The sequence below is a fragment of the Pseudomonas fluorescens genome (assembly GCF_902497995.1).
Taxonomy (GTDB): Bacteria; Pseudomonadota; Gammaproteobacteria; order Pseudomonadales; family Pseudomonadaceae; genus Aquipseudomonas; species Aquipseudomonas fluorescens_BK.
Genome location: NZ_CABVII010000003.1, coordinates 347,446 through 367,530 on the forward strand (window position 1 = coordinate 347,446; position 20,085 = coordinate 367,530).

The 20,085-nt window shown below is 61.4% G+C and carries 19 protein-coding genes and 1 pseudogene; 16 read left to right on the forward strand and 4 right to left on the reverse strand.

What is annotated here, in order from left to right:
- Positions 1-3: 3 nt before the first annotated feature.
- Positions 4-1,425 carry a transglycosylase SLT domain-containing protein gene (locus F8N80_RS05580; protein WP_150783383.1) on the reverse strand — a complete coding sequence of 474 codons (1,422 nt, stop codon included), beginning with the start codon at positions 1,423-1,425 and terminating at the stop codon, positions 4-6.
- A gap of 229 nt (positions 1,426-1,654) precedes the next feature.
- Between F8N80_RS05580 and F8N80_RS05585 the strand changes: the two genes are divergently transcribed.
- Entirely contained in the window at positions 1,655-2,461 is an 807-nt protein-coding gene (locus F8N80_RS05585; RefSeq protein ID WP_150747245.1) for a TatD family hydrolase, read from the forward strand.
- A gap of 233 nt (positions 2,462-2,694) precedes the next feature.
- On the opposite strand, the gene F8N80_RS05595 is transcribed toward F8N80_RS05585, so the two are convergent.
- The gene (locus F8N80_RS05595; protein ID WP_150747244.1) at positions 2,695-3,924 is read right to left on the reverse strand and encodes an acyl-CoA dehydrogenase; all 1,230 of its coding nucleotides are present in this window, start codon (positions 3,922-3,924) and stop codon (positions 2,695-2,697) included.
- Between the two features lie 218 nt (positions 3,925-4,142).
- Between F8N80_RS05595 and F8N80_RS05600 the strand changes: the two genes are divergently transcribed.
- Positions 4,143-5,072: a LysR family transcriptional regulator gene (locus F8N80_RS05600; protein WP_150783384.1), complete on the forward strand. Its 930-nt coding sequence runs from the start codon at positions 4,143-4,145 to the stop codon at positions 5,070-5,072.
- 207 nt (positions 5,073-5,279) lie between these two features.
- Here the strand turns inward: F8N80_RS05600 and F8N80_RS05605 are convergent, their stop codons facing one another.
- Positions 5,280-5,966 (reverse strand): alpha/beta family hydrolase, encoded by a 687-nt coding sequence (locus F8N80_RS05605; protein WP_150783385.1) that lies wholly within the window; start codon positions 5,964-5,966, stop codon positions 5,280-5,282.
- A 95-nt stretch (positions 5,967-6,061) separates the two neighbouring features.
- Here F8N80_RS05605 and F8N80_RS32105 point away from each other — a divergent pair.
- The 14 genes and pseudogenes from F8N80_RS32105 to F8N80_RS05675 form a co-directional block, all read left to right on the forward strand.
- Positions 6,062-6,160: pseudogene (locus F8N80_RS32105) on the forward strand (hypothetical protein); the annotation flags it as partial.
- 470 nt (positions 6,161-6,630) lie between these two features.
- The gene (gene ccoN / locus F8N80_RS05615; protein ID WP_150783387.1) at positions 6,631-8,073 is read left to right on the forward strand and encodes a cytochrome-c oxidase, cbb3-type subunit I; all 1,443 of its coding nucleotides are present in this window, start codon (positions 6,631-6,633) and stop codon (positions 8,071-8,073) included.
- Positions 8,073-8,681 (forward strand): cytochrome-c oxidase, cbb3-type subunit II, encoded by a 609-nt coding sequence (gene ccoO / locus F8N80_RS05620; protein WP_018925301.1) that lies wholly within the window; start codon positions 8,073-8,075, stop codon positions 8,679-8,681. The genes ccoN and ccoO overlap by 1 nt, the downstream gene beginning before the upstream one ends.
- Before the next feature lie 5 nt (positions 8,682-8,686).
- Positions 8,687-8,872, forward strand: coding sequence for a CcoQ/FixQ family Cbb3-type cytochrome c oxidase assembly chaperone (locus tag F8N80_RS05625; RefSeq protein ID WP_003175465.1), 186 nt, complete (start codon positions 8,687-8,689; stop codon positions 8,870-8,872).
- Positions 8,869-9,852, forward strand: a complete 984-nt coding sequence (gene ccoP / locus F8N80_RS05630) for a cytochrome-c oxidase, cbb3-type subunit III (RefSeq protein ID WP_150783388.1) — start codon at positions 8,869-8,871, stop codon at positions 9,850-9,852. The genes F8N80_RS05625 and ccoP overlap by 4 nt, the downstream gene beginning before the upstream one ends.
- 227 nt (positions 9,853-10,079) lie before the next feature.
- Entirely contained in the window at positions 10,080-10,343 is a 264-nt protein-coding gene (locus tag F8N80_RS05635; RefSeq protein ID WP_150747239.1) for a hypothetical protein, read from the forward strand.
- Between the two features lie 271 nt (positions 10,344-10,614).
- Complete coding sequence (gene ccoG / locus F8N80_RS05640; RefSeq protein ID WP_150747238.1) at positions 10,615-12,030, forward strand: cytochrome c oxidase accessory protein CcoG; 1,416 nt, start codon at positions 10,615-10,617, stop codon at positions 12,028-12,030.
- Positions 12,031-12,041: 11 nt separating this feature from the next.
- Complete coding sequence (locus tag F8N80_RS05645; protein WP_150747237.1) at positions 12,042-12,581, forward strand: FixH family protein; 540 nt, start codon at positions 12,042-12,044, stop codon at positions 12,579-12,581.
- 155 nt (positions 12,582-12,736) lie between these two features.
- Complete coding sequence (locus F8N80_RS05650; protein WP_150783389.1) at positions 12,737-15,187, forward strand: heavy metal translocating P-type ATPase; 2,451 nt, start codon at positions 12,737-12,739, stop codon at positions 15,185-15,187.
- 23 nt (positions 15,188-15,210) lie between these two features.
- On the forward strand, positions 15,211-15,429 hold the full coding sequence (gene ccoS / locus F8N80_RS05655; RefSeq protein WP_042932684.1) for a cbb3-type cytochrome oxidase assembly protein CcoS: 219 nt from the start codon (positions 15,211-15,213) through the stop codon (positions 15,427-15,429).
- Positions 15,422-16,105 carry a sulfite exporter TauE/SafE family protein gene (locus F8N80_RS05660; RefSeq protein ID WP_150749022.1) on the forward strand — a complete coding sequence of 228 codons (684 nt, stop codon included), beginning with the start codon at positions 15,422-15,424 and terminating at the stop codon, positions 16,103-16,105. The genes ccoS and F8N80_RS05660 overlap by 8 nt, the downstream gene beginning before the upstream one ends.
- A 199-nt stretch (positions 16,106-16,304) precedes the next feature.
- Positions 16,305-17,687: an oxygen-independent coproporphyrinogen III oxidase gene (gene hemN, locus F8N80_RS05665; protein ID WP_150749023.1), complete on the forward strand. Its 1,383-nt coding sequence runs from the start codon at positions 16,305-16,307 to the stop codon at positions 17,685-17,687.
- 90 nt (positions 17,688-17,777) lie between these two features.
- Positions 17,778-18,512 carry a fumarate/nitrate reduction transcriptional regulator Fnr gene (gene fnr / locus F8N80_RS05670; RefSeq protein WP_150749021.1) on the forward strand — a complete coding sequence of 245 codons (735 nt, stop codon included), beginning with the start codon at positions 17,778-17,780 and terminating at the stop codon, positions 18,510-18,512.
- Between the two features lie 79 nt (positions 18,513-18,591).
- On the forward strand, positions 18,592-19,140 hold the full coding sequence (locus tag F8N80_RS05675) for an adenine phosphoribosyltransferase (RefSeq protein ID WP_150749020.1): 549 nt from the start codon (positions 18,592-18,594) through the stop codon (positions 19,138-19,140).
- Between the two features lie 264 nt (positions 19,141-19,404).
- On the opposite strand, the gene recR is transcribed toward F8N80_RS05675, so the two are convergent.
- Entirely contained in the window at positions 19,405-20,007 is a 603-nt protein-coding gene (recR, locus tag F8N80_RS05680; RefSeq protein WP_150783390.1) for a recombination mediator RecR, read from the reverse strand.
- Positions 20,008-20,085 lie beyond the last annotated feature (78 nt).

The window sequence follows — 20,085 nt, forward strand, 5'->3', positions numbered from 1 at the left end:
CGATCATTTACGTGAGACAACCTTCTGCCCCCCAGGCTCCAACGACTCCCGCTCCCGATCGAACGCCAGGTAATACTTGTTCACGCTATTAACATAGCTGACGGCGCCCATTCCCACCTGCTCCATGGCGATGCGTTCGACCTGGAAGAACCACTGATTGGGATTCAAGCCCCGGCGACGCGCCTCGGCACGCATGCCTTGCACACGCTCCGGCCCCATGTTGTACGCCGCCAGCACAAACGCCATGCGCTCGCGCTCGTTGAGCTTGGGGCTGGAAAAGAATTTGCGACGGATCAAGGCCAGGTACTTGGCCCCGGCCTGCACATTGGCGTCGAGGTTCTGAATATTGTTGACCCCCACCCGCTGGGCCGCGGAGGGGGTGATCTGCATCAGGCCGGTGGGGCCGCTGCCACTGCGGGCATTGGGTTGCAGGGACGACTCCTTGAACGCCAGCGCCGCCAGGTTCAGCCAGTCCATGCCTTGGGCGTCGGCGTGTTTCTGCAGCACCGGTCGAAGTTTTTCCAGGCGCTGTCGATCAGCCTTGGCCAAGGGATAGTGCACTCGATACAAGCGTCGATAGGTCCGCAGGAACGCGACGTCCTGATCCGATGGTTTTTTGTAGCCGGTCAGGAAGCGATCGATGCTCGCGCGCAACATCGAAGCATCGCGGCGCACGAACCAGAACTCTTCGCCCGGCTCACTGATGAGCACCTGCCGATCGAAACGCAACTTGGGCAGGATCTTGCCCCAGCGCTCGGCAATCGGTTGTTCGACGATGGTCAGGTGAAAAATCCCGCCCTGGACCATCTCCAGTACATCCTCGACCGCCAGACTGGGATCGACCCACTCGATCTTCACCGGCGCCAGCTTGTGCAGCGCCAGCTTCTGATTGATTTGACTGACCGCATCGCCAGCGGCACTGCCGGTGGGCAGTGCCAGGGTTTTGCCCGAGAGTTGTTCAAGGCGGGTGTAGCGTCGCTCGCCCTTGATACCGACCAGCAGCAACGGCACGTTGCTGGAAACCGGAGCACTGGTGCTGACGGCGTAGCCGGGTCGCAGATCGAGCAGTTCCCCCGGCGCCACCAGATCCCCCTCACCACGCTGCAGCGCACCGAGTAATTGATCCTTGGCCTTGGGAATGATCTTGAGGGTAATTTCCTGACCGTCCCGGGCGTGACCGTTGAGGTATTGCTCGAAGGCACGCAGGCGATGGTATTCGACGCCAATGGACTGGCCCTGGACTTCGCCGGAGCTGTTGCGGCTCTGATTGACCAGCACCCTCAACACCCGGCTGCTGCGGATGTCCGCCAGATCGCGGACCTTGGCTGCCGGCACGGCTTGCAGCGGCCCGGCCAGGCGCGCAACCGCGGGCATCGGCAGCAGCAGCGAACAACACAGCAGTAACAAAACCGAGGGACGTGTCATCCACTCTCCGCAAAGAATACCGGGCCGATCGTTTTCATGTGATCGAACGACAGAAACAGAGCGCGCTGAGCGCTGGCAAGGTGCCGAAAACCGGCACAGTGATGGCACATTGACCAACCGGACCTGTCTCTCGGCCTCAAGAGACAGCAATAAACCGTTGTAGTTCTTGGTTTTTCTTATAAATCTGCAGCTCTGATATGCTTTCCGGCCTTTGGTCCGAGGTAGCACCATGCAACTCATCGATATCGGCGTCAACCTGACCAACCCCAGTTTTGCCGACAAACACCTGGCTGTACTGGACCGCGCCTACGCGGCCGGGGTGTGCCAGTTGGTGCTCACCGGTACCAGTGTCGAGGGCAGCGAACAAGCGCTGGAGCTGTGTCGCCAGCTGGATGAAACGGCGCAACGCCTGTTCGCCACCGCCGGTATTCATCCTCACTCGGCCAGTGACTGGAACGCCGACAGCGAGCGGCAACTGCGCAGTTTGCTCAAGGAACCGAATGTGGTGGCCGTGGGTGAATGCGGACTGGATTTCAATCGCGATTTCTCGCCGCGTCCGCAGCAGGAAAAAGTCCTCGAAGAGCACTTGGCGATGGCGGTCGAGCTACAAATGCCCGTGTTCCTCCACGAGCGCGATGCCAGCCAGCGCTTGCTGGAAATCCTGCGTGACTACCGGGACCAGTTGCCCGCCGCGGTGGTGCATTGCTTCACCGGCGAAAAAAAGGCCCTGTTCAGCTACCTGGATCTGGATTTGCACATCGGCATCACCGGCTGGATTTGCGACGAGCGCCGGGGGACGCACCTGCATCCACTGGTGAAGGAAATCAAGCGCGGGCGGTTGATGCTGGAGAGCGATGCGCCGTACCTGTTACCGCGCAGTTTGCGACCCAAGCCGAAAAACGGGCGCAACGAGCCTGCATATCTCACCGAAGTGTTGCGCGAGGTGGCGCTGCATCGTGGGGAAAGCGAGGAGGACCTGGCGGCTCACAGCACGGCGTGCGCGCGGGCGTTCTATGGGCTGCCGATGGTCGATTGAGGCATCCTGGCCGTTGTTTTTTGTAGGAGCGAGCTTGCTCCGGGCGGCGTTCCGACGAAGGACACCAAAGCACCGCGTTTTGCAGGAGCGAGGCTTGCCCCAATGCCAGTCAGTTAAGACGCGGAACCTGTGGGAGCGGCGGTGCGGCGATCCGACTTGCTCGCGAAAGCGGTGTGTCAGGCGACATCAATATTGACTGGACCGCCGTCTTCGCGAGCAAGCCCGCTCCCACACTAGTGACCGCTGCGCAGCATTTCGTTGGGCACGTATTTGCCGATCTCGAACTTGCCGATCGCCGCGCGGTGCACTTCATCAGGGCCATCGGCCAGGCGCAGGGTGCGTTGCATCGCATACATGTAGGCCAGCGGGAAATCGTTGGACACCCCTGCCCCGCCATGGATCTGGATCGCCCGGTCGATCACCCGCAAGGCCACGTTCGGCGCCACCACCTTGATCTGTGCGATTTCGCTCTTCGCAATTTTATTGCCGACGGTGTCCATCATGTACGCGGCCTTCAATGTCAGCAGGCGCGCCATGTCGATCTCCATCCGCGAGTCGGCGATCTTGTCGATGTTACCGCCCAGACGTGCCAAGGGCTTTCCAAACGCTGTCCGGTTCACCGAGCGCTTGCACATCAGTTCCAGCGCGCGCTCAGCCATGCCGATCGAACGCATGCAGTGGTGAATCCGGCCCGGGCCGAGGCGGCCCTGGGCAATTTCGAAGCCGCGTCCTTCACCCAACAAGACGTTTTCGTACGGCACCCGGACATTTTCGAACAGCACTTCGGCATGACCGTGGGGTGCATCGTCGTAACCGAACACCGGCAACGGGCGCACGATTTTCACCCCCGGCGCATCCGCTGGTACCAGAATCATCGAGTGCTGGGCATGGCGCGGTGCATCCGGATTGCTCAGGCCCATGAAGATCAGGATCTTGCAGCGCGGATCGCAGGCACCCGAGGTCCACCATTTCTTGCCGTTGATCACCCACTCGTCGCCGTCGCGCACGGCACGGGCGGCCATGTTGGTGGCGTCGGAGGACGCCACGTCCGGTTCGGTCATGGCGAACGCCGAGCGAATATCGCCGCGCAGTAACGGTTCGAGCCAGCGTTGTTTCTGTTCTTCGTTGGCGTAACGCACCAGCACTTCCATGTTGCCAGTGTCCGGCGCGGAGCAGTTGAACGGCTCCGGTCCCAGCAGCGAACGGCCCATGATTTCCGCCAACGGCGCGTATTCCAGGTTGCTCAAGCCGGCGCCGAGTTCGGACTCAGGCAGAAACAAATTCCACAGCCCTTCAGCCTTGGCCTTGAGTTTGAGCTCCTCCATGATTGCCGTCGGCTGCCAGCGATCGCCCTCGGCGACCTGGCGCTCGAACACGGCTTCGGCAGGATAAACGTAGGAGTCCATGAACGCGGTCACGCGCTCACGCAGTTCTTGCACCTTGGGCGAATAAGCGAAATCCATGGGCAGCTCTACCTTTTGACAGGGGGTTTTGATGAGTTGTTCAGGTCATGCAATCGATGCTAGAACAGCTACTAAAATTTACCTAGCCTATTCTCGGCGTGTATTAACATTCATCACCGATATATGATCGACTGATCGCCAAGGCCACCCAGCCCACATAACACCGCCCATTTAACACCGCCCGTATAACACCGCCCCTATAACAAGAGTGCAGCGCAATGAATCTGAGCAAGGTCGACCTCAATCTTTTCATCGTCTTTGACGCGATCTACACCGAAGCCAACCTGACCCGGGCCGGGCAGATAGTCGGGATCACCCAGCCGGCGGTGTCCAACGCCCTGGCCCGCCTGCGTGAGACCTTCAACGATCCGTTGTTCGTGCGCACCGCCCAGGGCATGGTCCCGACACCGATGGCCCAGAACATCATCGGCCCGGTGCGCAACGCCCTCTCCCTGCTACGGGTCTCGGTGCAGGAAAGCCGCATCTTCAATCCGCTGCAGGCGGTCAAGACCTACCGCATCAGCATGACCGACCTCACCGAAGCGGTGATCCTGCCGTCACTGTTCCAGCGCCTGCGTCGCCTGGCACCCTCGGTGATTATCGAGAGTTTCCTGTCCAAGCGCCGCGAAACCACCAAGGAACTGGCGGCCGGGCGCCTCGACTTCGCCGTCGATGCGCCGCTCAACACCGACCCGCAGGTGCGCCATGTCAAGCTGATGGAAGACCGCTACGTGTGTGCCATGCGCAAGGGGCATCCGCTGGCAGGCAAGGAAAAATTCAGCCTCGATGACTATCTGTCCCTGACCCACATTCATATCTCCAGCCGTCGCAGCGGCCTGGGCCATGTCGATCTGGCACTGGGCAAGATGGGCATCCAGCGCAAGATCGCCCTGCGCTCCCAGCATTACCTGATGGCCTCGCAAGTGTTGCAGCAGACTGACATGGTCATGACCGTGCCGGAGCGCTTCGCCCGCCGCCATGATTTGTACTCGGTGAACTTGCCGGTCAACGACGTGCCGCCGGTGGAAACCCACCTCTACTGGCACGAAAGCACCGACCAGGACCCGGCCAACCGCTGGATGCGCGAGCAGATGATCGAGTTGTGCCAGCAGGTGACGGCGCATGAAAAGAAGCTGGACAAGGTCTAGCGAGCGGCTCGCCCCCCCTGTAGGAGCTAGCTTGCCAGCGCAGGCGGCCTCGAGCCTTGCAGCGCCTATGCAGACGCCTTCGCCACGGTGCGGCGATCCGACAAGCCGGCTCCTACAAGTTCGGGTCGCGTTATATCGCGCAGCCCGCGTGGAACCTGGAGCGAGGGAGGCGCTCCGACAATGAGGCCCTCGAGCAGCAGCGAACGCTCACAGAAGAAACCCGGCAACCTTGCCCGCCGCTGCCGCCAGATGCTGTTCGTGGGTAAACCCCGAAGCCTTCAGCGGCTTCAAATCATGATCCCCCGCCACCAGCCAGAACACCTCGATACCCGGTGCCAATGAGTAAGCCTCAACCGCCTCACGATTACCCAGCGCATCCCGCTCCCCCTGAACGATCAGCGTCCGCGTCTGCAATCCGGCCAAATGCTCGACCCGCGGCTTCTGCGGTTTGCCGACCGCATAGAACGGATACCCCAGGCACACCAGCGCATCCACCCCCAGTTCATCCGCCAATAGACTGGCCATACGCCCGCCCATGGACTTGCCGCCAATGGCCAGACGCCCAGCGACATGGCGTCGCACCACGGCATAGACCTCACGCCAGCACTCCAGCAGTCTGGGGGCCGGGTTGGGTGGACGCTTGCCGCCATCGATGCGCCGCTGCGCCATATACGGAAACTCGAAGCGCAGCACGTTGACCCCCTGCACAGCAAGGCGTGCGGCGATGTCGTCCATCCAGCCACTGTCCATGGGCGCACCGGCGCCATGGGCGAGAATCAGCGTCACCGGCTCGGCCGCCCCCTTGGAGGCAGCCTCATTCCACAACCATCCGTGGTCGCGCACACACTGCGCCCATTGATCCCCGTCAATACCGGCCTTGTGCTCTTTGCCCATGCTTGCCTCGCTTTCAGTCTGCCTATAACTCCAGGCGAAGTGAGCGTTGCCTTGCGCATACGCCTTCACTTCGGCTGAACCGTGGATGGGGAACCATGAACACTTCTATCAGTACCGCCTACCACGACAAGGTGGTCCGCCAATTTGCCATTATGACGGTGGTGCGGGGCATCGTCGGCAGGGGACTCGCGCTACGCACTGTCGCATTCTCCCGGATGCGGCAGTTCCCTGCCCCTTTGCGACCCATTGTCGCACCCTCCCTTAGTCCGCCTTTCGGTTCCCCGGATTCGGGTCTAAGCTTCCCCGATGCGGACTGGCATGAGCCGGCTCCAGGTCGACCTTACCCGAGGTGTTCGACGAATCTGCTCGATGACAGGCCGCAAAGGCTGGTAGATACCGGCTGTCGTGCCAATTGCCATCAACCGCCCGATCGTCGTGTTTGAACACACCCCGTTACAACCGACGTGGCCCCCTTACCTTTTTCGTCCGCTGCGTCATTTTGGCCGGGGGCAATTTTGTCCCTACGCGGCGCATGGAAAGGCCGCAGAATCAGCTTTTGAAAGCATTCACCCAGGTCATGGCGCGTTGCAATGACCCCCCGCTTTCTCCATACTTGCGGCCGATTTTTACTCCTAATAAAACACCCAAACCGTGGAACCTTAGAATGAGCACAGCAATCAGTCCGACTGCTTATAACTATAAGGTAGTCCGCCAGTTCGCCATCATGACGGTGGTCTGGGGGATCCTTGGCATGGGGCTCGGTGTCTTCATCGCCTCGCAACTGGTCTGGCCGGAGTTGAACTTCGGTCTGGCATGGACGAGCTTTGGACGCCTGCGCCCGTTGCACACCAACCTGGTGATTTTCGCCTTCGGTGGTTGTGCACTGTTTGCCACTTCTTATTACGTCGTGCAGCGAACCTGCCAAACGCGACTGATTTCCGACAGCCTCGCCGCCTTCTCCTTCTGGGGCTGGCAAGCGGTGATCGTCGGCGCGATCGTTACCTTGCCGCTGGGTTACACCACCACCAAGGAATACGCGGAACTGGAATGGCCCCTGGCTATTCTGCTGGCCATCGTCTGGGTCACCTACGGTCTGGTGTTCTTCGGCACCATCGTCAAGCGCAAGACCAAGCACATCTATGTGGGTAACTGGTTCTACGGTGCCTTCATCGTTGTGACGGCGATGCTGCACATCGTCAACCACGCTTCCCTGCCGGTCAGCTTCTTCAAGTCCTACTCGGCTTACGCCGGTGCGACTGACGCGATGATCCAGTGGTGGTACGGCCACAACGCGGTCGGTTTCTTCCTGACCACCGGCTTCCTGGGGATGATGTACTACTTCGTGCCAAAGCAGGCCGAGCGTCCGATCTATTCCTATCGCCTGTCGATCGTGCACTTCTGGGCGCTGATCACCCTGTACATCTGGGCCGGTCCGCACCACCTGCACTACACCGCGCTGCCGGACTGGGCTCAGTCCCTGGGCATGGCCATGTCGATTATCCTGCTGGCGCCAAGCTGGGGCGGCATGATCAACGGCATGATGACCCTGTCGGGCGCCTGGCATAAGCTGCGCACCGACCCGATCCTGCGCTTTTTGGTGGTGTCGCTGGCGTTCTACGGCATGTCGACCTTCGAAGGCCCGATGATGGCCATCAAGACCGTCAACTCGCTGTCGCACTACACCGACTGGACCATCGGCCACGTACACGCCGGCGCTCTTGGCTGGGTGGCGATGATCTCGATCGGCGCCATCTACCACATGATCCCGAAACTGTTCGGTCGCGCGCAGATGCACAGCATCGGCCTGATCAACACCCACTTCTGGCTCGCGACCATCGGTACCGTGCTGTACATCGCTTCGATGTGGGTCAACGGCATCACCCAGGGTCTGATGTGGCGTGCAATCAACGACGACGGCACCCTCACCTACTCGTTCGTCGAAGCGCTGCAAGCCAGCCATCCTGGTTTCATCGTTCGCGCCCTGGGCGGTGCGTTCTTCGCCAGCGGCATGCTGTTCATGGCCTACAACGTATGGCGTACCGTACGTGCCTCGAACCCGGCTGAAGCCAAAGCTGCTGAACAGATTGCCGTAGTTGGAGCTCACTGATGAAGCATGAAGCAGTCGAGAAGAACATTGGCCTGCTGGCCTTCTTCATGGTTATCGCCGTCAGCATCGGCGGCCTGACCCAGATCGTTCCGCTGTTTTTCCAGGACGTCACCAACAAGCCGGTCGAAGGCATGAAGCCTCGCACCGCCCTTGAACTGGAAGGCCGCGACATCTACATCGCCAACGGTTGTGTCGGCTGCCACTCGCAGATGATCCGCCCGTTCCGTGCTGAAACCGAACGTTACGGCCACTATTCGGTCGCTGGTGAAAGCGTCTGGGACCACCCGTTCCTGTGGGGTTCCAAGCGTACCGGTCCGGACCTGGCCCGTGTTGGCGGTCGTTACTCCGATGACTGGCAGCGTGCGCACTTGTACAACCCGCGCAACGTCGTGCCCGAGTCGAAAATGCCGGCCTACCCGTTCCTCGTGGAAAACAAGCTCGACGGCAAAGACACCGCCAAGAAAATGGAAGTCTTGCGCACGCTCGGCGTCCCTTACACCGACGAAGACATCGCCGGCGCCAAGGATGCTGTGAAGGGCAAAACCGAAATGGACGCGCTGGTGGCCTATCTGCAAGGCCTGGGCACCATCATCAAAAGCAAACGGTGATTTAGATGGATATCGGGATGATTCGTGGCCTGGGCACCGTTGTCGTGATGGTGGCCTTCATCGGTCTGGCGTTGTGGGTGTTCAGCCCCAAGCGCAAGTCGGAGTTTGAAGACGCGACCTTGCTGCCTTTCGCGGATGATCCCGAAGCCATCAAGCACGTCGAGCAAGCTTCTAGGAGTAACAAAGAATGACTACATTCTGGAGTCTGTACGTCACAGTCCTCACTCTCGGCACTATCTTCGCCCTGACCTGGCTGCTGCTGGCTACCCGCAAGGGCCAGCGCAGCGAGTCCACAGAGGAAACGGTTGGCCACGCCTACGACGGGATCGAGGAGTACGACAACCCGCTGCCCAAATGGTGGTTCATGCTGTTCGTGGGCACCATCATTTTCGCCTTGGGCTACCTGGTGCTGTACCCGGGCCTGGGCAACTGGAAAGGCCTGCTGCCGGGGTACAACTACCTCGAAAACGACAAGCAGACCGCGTTCGCCAACGGCCAGACCGGCTGGACCGGTGTTCACGAGTGGGAAAAGGAAATGGCCAGGTCGGACGCCAAGTTCGGCCCGATCTTCGCCAAATTCGCATCCATGCCCATCGAAGAAGTGGCCAAGGACCCGCAAGCCCTGAAAATGGGTGGCCGTCTGTTCGCCTCCAACTGCTCGGTCTGCCACGGTTCCGACGCCAAAGGCGCCTATGGCTTCCCTAACCTGACCGACGCCGACTGGCGCTGGGGCGGCGAAGCAGAAACCATCAAGACCACCATCATGGGCGGTCGTCACGCGGTGATGCCGGCGTGGGCTGAAGTGATCGGCGAGCAAGGCGTGGCTGACGTTGCCGCGTTCGTGCTGACCAGCCTCGATGGCCGCAAGCTGCCGGAAGGCGCCAAGGCCGACCCGGTTGCCGGGCAGAAACTGTTCGCAGCCAACTGCGTGGCATGCCACGGTCCGGCAGGCAAAGGGACGCCAGCCATGGGCGCCCCCGACCTGACCCACCCGGGTGCGTTCATCTACGGCTCGAGCTTCGCTCAGCTGCAGCAGACCATCCGTTACGGTCGTCAGGGCCAGATGCCTGCGCAGGAACAGCTGCAGGGCAACGACAAGGTCCACCTGCTGGCCGCCTACGTCTACAGCCTGTCTCACGGTGAGAAGGCTCCGGTGGCGGATGCTCAGTAAGGCACGCTTGACGTAAAACAACGGCCCCGCCAGTGAGAATTGGCGGGGCCGTTTTGTTTGGGGCCTGGATGAACCCGCCTTTCACAAACTGAAACCTATATCCAGTAGGCCCCCGTGGCGGCCAGGGGTAATGTCGATCCACCTGGTGGCTGGAAGCGGGCAATCTGTGCGACTCAGGCCATTCAGGGACAAGGAAGTACCTCATCGAAATACAAGGAGTTCATCAAATGTCTAAAAAAATGGAAGACCAACCCACAACCTGTTATTTCCCGGAAGCCGAAACAACCCTGGAGATCACCCCAGACCCGGATGTTTCGCCGGAGATAAACACGGATGCTCCAGCGCAAGACCCTGTAGCCCCGGGGACTTCGAATCGTCGCGCCAATTTTGCCGCCCCCGAGAGCGCAGACGGAGTCGGCAGAAAACGCAGTACGGGTGGCGTGGGTGGCTCCGGCGGTATCGACAGCCTGGGGGGCGGTCGCCTGCCTTGAGCTGCATCCATAAGCGCGCAGCGGGGCCCCGCTGCGTTCTGCAGACCCTATGCGATGTTCACCGGCGCGCAGAAGGCTTCGCTATAGTCAATTGACTTGCATCATGTTTTGTTACATTCGCTACACCATTGGTGATTTTTCCCCAACGCGACCAAAGGTCGCACCCTTGAGCCAGAGCGACAGGCGTATCATTGCGCCATTGCTACACCCTTTTTGACCGCGGTCGGCATGTACTGACCGGGGCATTTTTCCACTGCCGTGGGATGCAATGATGAGCAACCAGATTCCGGTACACGACGTTACCCCGCCTGCCAAAAACACCAACAACACCGTCGACCTCTACGCCTCTCGGGAAAAGATCTACACCCGCGCCTTCACCGGCCTGTTCCGCAACCTGCGGATGATGGGTGGTGCCGGGCTGTTTCTCCTGTATTTCGGTACGGTCTGGCTCAAATGGGGTGGTCATCAGGCCGTCTGGTGGAACCTGCCGGAGCGCAAGTTCTTCATTTTTGGCGCGACCTTCTGGCCCCAGGACTTCATCCTGCTCTCGGGGATTCTGATCGTCAGCGCCTTCGGCCTGTTCTTCATCACCGTGTATGCCGGGCGGGTCTGGTGTGGCTATACCTGCCCGCAGAGTGTCTGGACCTGGATTTTCATGTGGTGCGAAAAGGTCACCGAAGGCGATCGCAACCAGCGCATCAAGCTCGACAAGGCGCCGATGAGCGCCAACAAGTTCCTGCGCAAATTCAGCAAACACGCGATGTGGCTGTTGATCGGCTTCGTGACCGGCATGACCTTCGTTGGCTACTTCTCGCCGATCCGCGAACTGACCATCGACTTCTTCACCGGCGCAGCCGATGGCTGGTCCTACTTCTGGGTCGGTTTCTTCACCCTCGCCACCTATGGCAACGCCGGCTGGTTGCGTGAGCAGGTGTGCATCTACATGTGCCCGTACGCACGCTTCCAGAGCGTGATGTTCGACAAGGACACCCTGATCGTTTCCTACGACCCGCGCCGTGGGGAATCCCGCGGCCCGCGCAAGAAAGGCATCGACTACAAAGCCATGGGCCTGGGTGATTGCATCGACTGCACCATGTGCGTCCAGGTCTGCCCGACGGGTATCGACATCCGCGATGGCCTGCAGGTCGAATGTATTGGCTGCGCAGCCTGCATCGACGCCTGCGACAGCATCATGGACAAGATGGACTATCCTCGCGGCCTGATCAGCTACACCACCGAGCACAACCTGTCCGGGCAAAAAACCAATAAACTGCGTCCCCGCCTGATCGGCTATGCCACGGTGCTGCTGGCGATGATCGCCTTGCTGGTGAGCGCGTTCTTCATGCGTTCGCTGGTCGGCTTCGACGTCAGCAAGGACCGCGTGCTGTACCGCGAGAACGCCGAAGGCCGGATCGAAAACGTCTACAGCCTGAAGATCATGAACAAGGACCAGCGCGACCACACCTACGTGCTGCAAGCCACTGGCCTGCCGGACCTGAAGCTGCAAGGCAAACGCGAAATCAAAGTCGCCGCCGGGGAGATTTTCAGCCAGCCGGTCGAGTTGTCCAGCGCACCGGAACAACTGCCGTCGAGCACCAACGAGGTGAAGTTCATCCTCAAGGACGTCGATGACGCCAGCATCCACGTTGAAGCCAAGAGCCGATTCATCGGCCCACAAATTCGTTGAGAGAAGTGATCATGCCCGCAGCAAATGCCACAAGTCCCTGGTACAAGCACCTTTGGCCGTGGATCATCATCGCCATCCTGGCCTGCTCGGTGACCCTGACCTTGTCCATGGTGACCATCGCGGTGAACAACCCGGACAACCTGGTCAACGATAACTACTACGAGGCCGGCAAGGGCATCAACCGTTCGCTGGACCGTGAACTGCTGGCCCAGACCCTGCTGTTGCGCGCCAGCGTTCATCTGGATGGCGTGACCGGTGAAGTCGATGTACGCCTGAACGGCAACAGCGCACCGGCCACCCTGGAGCTGAACCTGATCTCGCCGACCCAGCCGGAGAAGGATCGCAAGATCACCCTCGCCCGCAGCGACACCGAACAGGGCCGCTACATCGGCCAGGTGAGCGACAAGGTCGACGGCCGTCGCTTCGTGGAGTTGCTGGGTGTGCAGGATGGCAAAACCTGGCGCATGTTCGAGGAAGAACAGGTCAGCCATGACAAGGATCTGCTGCTGGGTGATGAGCCGCTGCAGGGCGCCGAAGACCTGAAAAAGTAAAAGCCTGCGCTTCGCGCATCGCGGGCAAGCCCGCTCCCACAAGGTTTTGCATTGATCGCAAAATTGAATAACACCGCCAGTCACTGTGGGAGCGGGCTTGCCCGCGAAGGGGCCCTATCCGACGACAGAGATTCTGCGGCACCAGTGAAAATCCAATGACCAGTCCAACCCCCTGCTACCACTGCGCCCTGCCCGTCCCGGCCGGCAGCCGCTTCACCGCTGCCGTCCTCGGTGAAACCCGCGAGTTCTGCTGCCCGGGTTGCCAGGCCGTGGCCGAGGCGATTGTCGCAGGGGGCCTTGAAAGTTATTACCAGCACCGCAGCGAAGCGTCGGCCAACCCCGCAGCCTTGCCCGTGCAACTGGTCGACGAGCTGGCGTTGTACGACCGCGCCGACGTGCAAAAACCCTTCGTTCGCCACGAAGGCGACCTCGCCGAAACCACGTTGTTGATGGAAGGCATCAGCTGCGCCGCCTGTGGCTGGCTGATCGAGAAACACCTGCGTGGCTTGCCGGCGGTGGCCGAAGCGCGCCTGAACCTGTCCAACCATCGCCTGCACGTACGCTGGGCCGACGCGCAATTGCCACTGAGCCGGGTACTGAGCGAATTGCGCCACATCGGTTACGCCGCACACCCCTATCAAGCCGACCGCGCCAGCGAACAACTGGCCAGTGAAAACCGCCTGGCCCTGCGCCAGCTCGGGGTCGCCGGCCTGCTGTGGTTCCAGGCGATGATGGCGACCATGGCCACCTGGCCGGAATTCAATATCGACCTCAGCCCCGAGCTGCACACCATTCTGCGCTGGGTCGCGCTGTTCCTCACGACGCCGATCGTGTTCTACAGCTGTGCGCCATTCTTCAAGGGCGCCATGCGCGACCTGCGTACCCGTCACCTGACCATGGACGTTTCGGTATCGCTGGCGATCGGCAGCGCCTACATCGCCGGGATCTGGACCTCGATCACCGGGGTCGGCGAACTGTACTTCGATGCGGTCGGCATGTTTGCACTGTTCCTGCTGGCCGGGCGCTATCTGGAACGTCGCGCCCGGGAGCGTACCGCCGCCGCCACCGCGCAGCTGGTCAATCTATTGCCCGCCTCTTGCTTGCGACTGAGCGCTGACGGCCAGAGCGAGCGGATCCTGCTCAGCGAACTGCGCGTGGGCGATCAAGTGCTGGTGCATCCCGGCGCGATCCTCCCGGCCGACGGCAAGATCCTCGACGGCCAGTCGAGCATCGACGAATCCCTCCTCACCGGCGAGTACCTGCCGCAATCAAGGATGCCGGGCGATGCGGTCACCGCCGGCACCCTGAACGTCGAGGGCGCGTTGACCGTGCAAGTCCTGGCCCTCGGCCAGGACACCCGATTGTCCGCCATCGTCCGCCTGCTGGACCGTGCCCAGGCCGAAAAGCCGCGACTGGCACAAATCGCCGACCGCGCCGCGCAGTGGTTCCTGCTGCTGTCGCTGATTGCCGCCGCTGTCATCGGCCTGGTCTGGTGGGAGCTGGATTCGTCACGGGCGTTCTGGATCGTGCTGGCGATGCTGGTTGCGACTTGCCCGTGCGCCTTGTCCCTGGCCACGCCGACCGCCCTCACCGCCGCCACCGGAACCTTGCACAAACTTGGCCTGTTGTTGACTCGCGGCCATGTGCTGGAGGGCCTGAACCAGATCGACACGGTGATTTTCGACAAGACCGGCACCCTCACCGAAGGCCGCCTGGCGCTGCGCTCGATCCGCCCGCTCGGCGCGCTCGACAGCGACCAATGCCTGAGTCTCGCCGCCGCCCTGGAAAACCGCTCCGAACACCCGATCGCCCGGGCATTCGGCCGGGCGCCGCTGGCCGCTGAAGAGGTCCACAGCACGCCGGGCCTTGGCCTCGAAGGATGGGTCGGTGAACATCGTTTGCGTATTGGCCAACCGGGATTTGTCTGCGAACTCAGTGGCGCTGCCGTGCCCGCCATGCCGGATGAAGCCGGCCAATGGTTGCTGCTCGGCAATGACCAGGGGCCGCTGGCATGGTTCGTCCTCGACGACCGTTTGCGCAGCGACGCCCCCGCGCTGCTCGCCGCGTGCAAGGCCCGAGGCTGGCGCACGTTGCTGCTGTCCGGCGACAGTTCGCCGATGGTTGCCAGTGTGGCGGCTGAACTGGGTATCGACGAAGCCCGTGGCGGCTTGCGTCCGGACGATAAATTGCAGGTCTTGCAACAACTGCACAAGGAAGGTCGCAAGGTGTTGATGCTCGGTGACGGGGTCAACGATGTGCCGGTGCTGGCCGCCGCCGACATCAGCGTGGCGATGGGTTCGGCGACGGATCTGGCGAAGACCAGTGCCGATGCAGTGTTGCTGTCGAACCGCCTCGACGCGCTGGTACAAGCTTTCAGCCTGGCCCGGCGCACCCGTCGGGTCATCATCGAGAACCTGTTGTGGGCGGGGTTGTACAATGGCCTCATGCTGCCCTTCGCCGCCCTCGGCTGGATTACTCCGGTATGGGCCGCGGTCGGCATGTCCATCAGTTCGTTGACCGTGGTGCTGAACGCCCTGCGCCTGACTCGCCTGCCGGGCGCGCCTGCCGCCAGCCCCGCGCCAGAAACCCGCCCGCTGCCGGCCTGAGCCGCGCGGGCATGGAGTGACCCATGCCAGCTCTCTACGTGATGATCCCCGCTGCGCTGTTGATTGTGGCCATTGCGATCTACATCTTCTTCTGGGCGGTCGACAGCGGTCAGTACGACGATCTGGACGGCCCGGCCCACAGCATCCTGTTCGACGATCAGGACCCGAACCACCAGGCGGCGGTCGACGAGGCCAGCGGCCATCCGGCCAAACCGGACGACAAGGCGCCTCCGCATGCTTGAGTTGGCGCCCCTGTTGGTGTCTGCAGTCATTCTCGGCCTGCTCGGTGGTGGTCATTGCCTGGGGATGTGCGGCGGCTTGATGGGCGCGCTGACCCTGGCGATCCCCCAGGAGCAGCGCAGCCGACGCTTTCGGTTGCTGCTGGCCTATAACCTGGGACGAATTCTCAGTTATGCCGCGGCCGGCCTGCTGATCGGACTGGCCGGGTGGGCGGTGGCCAACAGCCCGGCAGCGATGTTCATGCGCGTCATCGCCGGATTATTGCTGATCGCCATGGGCCTGTACCTGGCCGGTTGGTGGAGCGGCCTGACCCGCATCGAAAGCCTCGGTCGCGGCCTGTGGCGGCATATCCAGCCGGTCGCCAACACACTGCTGCCGGTGTCGAGCCTGCCCCGCGCATTGCTGCTGGGTGCGCTCTGGGGCTGGCTGCCCTGCGGACTGGTCTATAGCACGCTGCTGTGGTCGGCGAGTCAGGGCAATGCAGTGGACAGTGCGTTGCTGATGCTCGCGTTCGGGCTGGGCACCTGGCCGGTGCTGCTGGCCACGGGGCTGGCAGCCGAGCGGGTCACGGCGCTGTTGCGCAAACGCAGCGTGCGGGTGGCCGGTGGCTTGCTGGTGATGCTGTTTGGCATCTGGACCCTGCCTGGGCCGCATCAGCATTGGTTGATGGGGCATTAGATCGGCGCGGCCTTCGCGGGCAAGCCCGCTCCCACATTGGATTTGCGGCGTACACAAATCCATTGTGGGAGCGGGCTTGCTCGCGAAGAGGCCCTCACTGCCAACCCAGATCCCTACCTTTGATGCAAATCAAGATGCCCCCACACCGCCCCCCCTAGACTCGCCAACACAGCCAGCCTATCCGGGGAATGCCCGCATGATGCTCGACGCCATTCGTTGGGACACCGATCTGATCCGCCGTCATGACCTGGCGGGACCGCGCTACACCTCGTATCCGACCGCCCTGCAGTTCGACGGCCAGGTCGGCACCTTCGACCTGTTCCAGGCCTTGCGTGACAGCCGCAAGGCCCTGCGCCCGTTGTCGCTCTACGTGCATGTGCCCTTCTGCGCGAACATTTGCTACTACTGCGCCTGCAACAAAGTCATCACCAAGGACCGCGACCGGGCCCTGCCTTACTTGCAGCGCCTGGAGCAGGAAATCCAGCTGATCGCCTGCCACCTCGACCCGGCGCAGACAGTCGAGCAGTTGCATTTCGGTGGTGGCACGCCGACTTTTCTCAGCCACGCCGAACTGCGTCAGTTGATGGCCCGGTTGCGTAAAAGCTTCAACTTGCTGGACGATGATTCCGGCGACTACGGCATCGAGATCGACCCTCGCGAAGCCGATTGGTCGACCATGGGCCTGCTCCGTGAACTGGGCTTCAATCGGGTCAGCATCGGCCTGCAGGACCTCGATCCGGCGGTGCAACGGGCGGTGAATCGCCTGCAAAGCCTGGAAGAAACCCGCGCGGTGATCGACGCCGCCCGCACCCTGCAATTTCGCTCGATCAACCTTGATCTGATCTACGGCTTGCCGAAACAGACGCCCGGGACCTTCGCCCGCACGGTCGACGAAGTCATCGCGCTGCAACCCGACCGGCTTTCGGTGTTCAACTACGCGCACCTGCCTGAACGCTTCATGCCGCAACGGCGCATCAACAGCGACGAACTGCCGACGCCGGCGCAGAAACTGGACATGCTCCAGGGCACCATCCAACAACTGACCGCCGCCGGATACCGCTACATCGGCATGGATCACTTCGCGCTGCCCGACGATGAACTGGCGATCGCCCAGGAAGAATCGACCCTGCAACGCAACTTCCAGGGTTACACCACCCACGGCCATTGCGACCTGATCGGCCTCGGCGTTTCGGCCATCAGTCAGATCGGCGACCTGTACTGCCAGAACAGCAGCGACCTGAACCAGTATCAGAACGCGCTCGCCTCCTCGCAACCGGCCACCCATCGCGGGCTGCTGTGCAACGCCGATGACCGTCTGCGTCGGGCAGTCATCCAACAATTGATCTGTCATTTCAGCCTGGAGTTCGCCCGGATCGAACATACTTTCAACATCGATTTCCAAGGTTATTTCGCCGACCTCTGGCCGCAATTGCAGCGCCTGGCCGCAGACGGCCTGATCGAACTCGATAATGAAAAAATCAGGGTACTGCCCGCCGGACGGTTGCTGGTGCGTTCGGTGTGCAGGGTGTTCGATGCCTACTTGGGCCAGCAGGATCACCAGCGTTTTTCACGGGTGATCTAGGCTGCGGCAAAATCGCCAGGCGCTGGCCTGAATGTCCTCCTGTGAGTTACCCTTACAGCTTATGTGTGTTTTCCCACAAGGATTGAAGAAATGTCCGAGCCAGTAAAACTGCGCGCTCATAGTCAGGCTCACTGCAAGGATTGCAGCCTGGCCCCCCTCTGCCTGCCACTTTCTCTGAATCTGGAAGACATGGATGCGCTGGACGAAATCGTCAAACGTGGCCGCCCGCTGAAAAAGGGCGAGTTCCTGTTCCGTCAGGGCGACACCTTCGATTCCGTTTATGCAGTTCGCGCCGGCGCCTTGAAGACCTTCAGCCTGAGCGACGGCGGCGAAGAGCAGCTCACCGGTTTCCATTTGCCGAGCGAACTGGTCGGTTTGTCGGGCATGGATACCGAAAAACACCCGGTCTCGGCGCAAGCGCTGGAAACCACCTCGGTCTGTGAAATTCCTTTCGAGCGCCTCGACGAGCTGGCGCTGCAACTGCCACAGCTGCGCCGACAGTTGATGCGCGTCATGAGCCGCGAGATTCGTGACGACCAGCAAATGATGTTGCTGTTGTCGAAGAAAACTGCCGATGAGCGGATTGCGACTTTCCTGGTCAACCTCTCGGCACGCTTTCGCGCCAGGGGTTTCTCGGCCAACCAGTTCCGCCTGAGCATGTCGCGCAACGAAATCGGCAATTATCTGGGGCTGGCGGTGGAAACCGTGTCCCGGGTGTTCACGCGTTTTCAGCAAAACCAACTGATCGCCGCCGAAGGCAAGGAAATCCATATCCTCGACCCGATCCAGCTCTGCGCCCTGGCCGGCGGCTCGCTGGAAAGCTGACAGCAACACTTGCGGCTGAGCGAAAGGGTTCAGCCGCCGTTATACTGCAACGTTTGCAGCCTGCCAGGATTCTTCGACTATGGCCTTCGACTCCTTCGACATCAAATCCTTGATCCGCCCCGTGATCGACTTCCCAAAGCCGGGCGTGATCTTTCGCGACATCACTCCGTTGTTCCAGTCGCCCACGGCCCTGCGCCTGGTGATGGACAGCTTTGCTCACCGTTATGTCGAAGCCGACTTCACCCACATCGGGGCGATGGACGCCCGCGGTTTTCTGATCGGTTCGGTGCTGGCCTATCAGCTCAACAAGCCACTGGTGTTGTTCCGCAAGCAAGGCAAGCTGCCAGCCGAGGTGCTGGCCGAAGGATATGCGACCGAGTACGGCGAAGCCTTCCTCGAAGTCCACGCCGACAGCCTGTGTGAAGGCGATTCGGTGGTGATGTTCGATGACCTGATTGCCACCGGCGGCACACTGATTGCCGCGGCGAACCTGATTCGGCGCATGGGTGCGCGGGTTCATGAGGCGGCGGCGATTATTGATCTGCCGGAGCTGGGCGGGTCGCAGCGGTTGGAAGATATGGGGATTCCCACTTTTTGCCTGACGCAGTTTGCGTTGGACGATAAGTAACGCGTTGTCTGCACTGACGCCTTCGCGAGCAAGCTCGCTCCCACAGGATTACCTGCGTACCAATGGATGGTGGAAAACCCCAAACCCCGTAGGAGCCAGGCTTGCCGGCGAAGGGGTCTTCATGGGCGGCGCAGGGCTTGAGGCCGCCTTCGCGGGCAAGCCTCGCTCCTACAGGAGATTTTCTGTGTACACACGTTCGTGCACGACTGAGATCAACTGTGGGAGCGAGCTTGCTCGCGAAAGCGTCAGATCAGAGACCACAAATTACAAGGCGATCGGCTTACGCCCCGCAAACGAATGCGCCAACGTCCCGCCATCGACCATCTCCAGCTCGCCACCCAACGGCACTCCGTGGGCGATGCGCGAGGCGACCAGGCCTTTGTTGCTGAGCAATTGGGCGATGTAGTGCGCCGTGGCTTCACCTTCCACCGTCGGGTTGGTGGCGAGGATGACCTCAGTGAAGGTGCCCGCTTCTTCAATCCGCGCCAGCAGTTGCGGAATGCCGATGGCATCCGGGCCCAGGCCGTCAAGCGGCGACAGGTGGCCCTTGAGCACGAAGTAGCGCCCACGGAAGCCGGTCTGTTCGACCGCATAGACATCCATCGGCCCTTCCACCACGCAGAGCAAGGTGTCGTCGCGACGGGTATCGGCGCATTGCGGGCACAGGTCGTCTTCGGTCAGCGTGCGGCACAACCGGCAATGGCCCACGCCTTCCATGGCCTGGCTCAGCGCCAGGGCCAGGCGCGAGCCACCGCTGCGATCACGCTCAAGCAGCTGCAACGCCATGCGCTGGGCAGTTTTCTGACCGACACCGGGCAAAATTCGCAGGGCGTCGATCAGTTGGCGTATCAAAGGGCTGAAGCTCATGGGGAAAAGTCCGACAAAACAACGAGACGCGGTTTATACCCGCGCCTCTGTTTAGCGTCAAATGGCAGGGTCAATTAC

Bases quoted from the DNA above. Each gene is read 5' to 3' on its own strand.
- F8N80_RS05580 (WP_150783383.1), bottom strand. From the start codon at position 1,425: ATGACACGTCCCTCGGTTTTGTTACTGCTGTGTTGTTCGCTGCTGCTG.
- F8N80_RS05585 (WP_150747245.1), top strand. From the start codon at position 1,655: ATGCAACTCATCGATATCGGCGTCAACCTGACCAACCCCAGTTTTGCC.
- F8N80_RS05595 (WP_150747244.1), bottom strand. From the start codon at position 3,924: ATGGATTTCGCTTATTCGCCCAAGGTGCAAGAACTGCGTGAGCGCGTG.
- F8N80_RS05600 (WP_150783384.1), top strand. From the start codon at position 4,143: ATGAATCTGAGCAAGGTCGACCTCAATCTTTTCATCGTCTTTGACGCG.
- F8N80_RS05605 (WP_150783385.1), bottom strand. From the start codon at position 5,966: ATGGGCAAAGAGCACAAGGCCGGTATTGACGGGGATCAATGGGCGCAG.
- ccoN (WP_150783387.1), top strand. From the start codon at position 6,631: ATGAGCACAGCAATCAGTCCGACTGCTTATAACTATAAGGTAGTCCGC.
- ccoO (WP_018925301.1), top strand. From the start codon at position 8,073: ATGAAGCATGAAGCAGTCGAGAAGAACATTGGCCTGCTGGCCTTCTTC.
- F8N80_RS05625 (WP_003175465.1), top strand. From the start codon at position 8,687: ATGGATATCGGGATGATTCGTGGCCTGGGCACCGTTGTCGTGATGGTG.
- ccoP (WP_150783388.1), top strand. From the start codon at position 8,869: ATGACTACATTCTGGAGTCTGTACGTCACAGTCCTCACTCTCGGCACT.
- F8N80_RS05635 (WP_150747239.1), top strand. From the start codon at position 10,080: ATGTCTAAAAAAATGGAAGACCAACCCACAACCTGTTATTTCCCGGAA.
- ccoG (WP_150747238.1), top strand. From the start codon at position 10,615: ATGAGCAACCAGATTCCGGTACACGACGTTACCCCGCCTGCCAAAAAC.
- F8N80_RS05645 (WP_150747237.1), top strand. From the start codon at position 12,042: ATGCCCGCAGCAAATGCCACAAGTCCCTGGTACAAGCACCTTTGGCCG.
- F8N80_RS05650 (WP_150783389.1), top strand. From the start codon at position 12,737: ATGACCAGTCCAACCCCCTGCTACCACTGCGCCCTGCCCGTCCCGGCC.
- ccoS (WP_042932684.1), top strand. From the start codon at position 15,211: ATGCCAGCTCTCTACGTGATGATCCCCGCTGCGCTGTTGATTGTGGCC.
- F8N80_RS05660 (WP_150749022.1), top strand. From the start codon at position 15,422: ATGCTTGAGTTGGCGCCCCTGTTGGTGTCTGCAGTCATTCTCGGCCTG.
- hemN (WP_150749023.1), top strand. From the start codon at position 16,305: ATGCTCGACGCCATTCGTTGGGACACCGATCTGATCCGCCGTCATGAC.
- fnr (WP_150749021.1), top strand. From the start codon at position 17,778: ATGTCCGAGCCAGTAAAACTGCGCGCTCATAGTCAGGCTCACTGCAAG.
- F8N80_RS05675 (WP_150749020.1), top strand. From the start codon at position 18,592: ATGGCCTTCGACTCCTTCGACATCAAATCCTTGATCCGCCCCGTGATC.
- recR (WP_150783390.1), bottom strand. From the start codon at position 20,007: ATGAGCTTCAGCCCTTTGATACGCCAACTGATCGACGCCCTGCGAATT.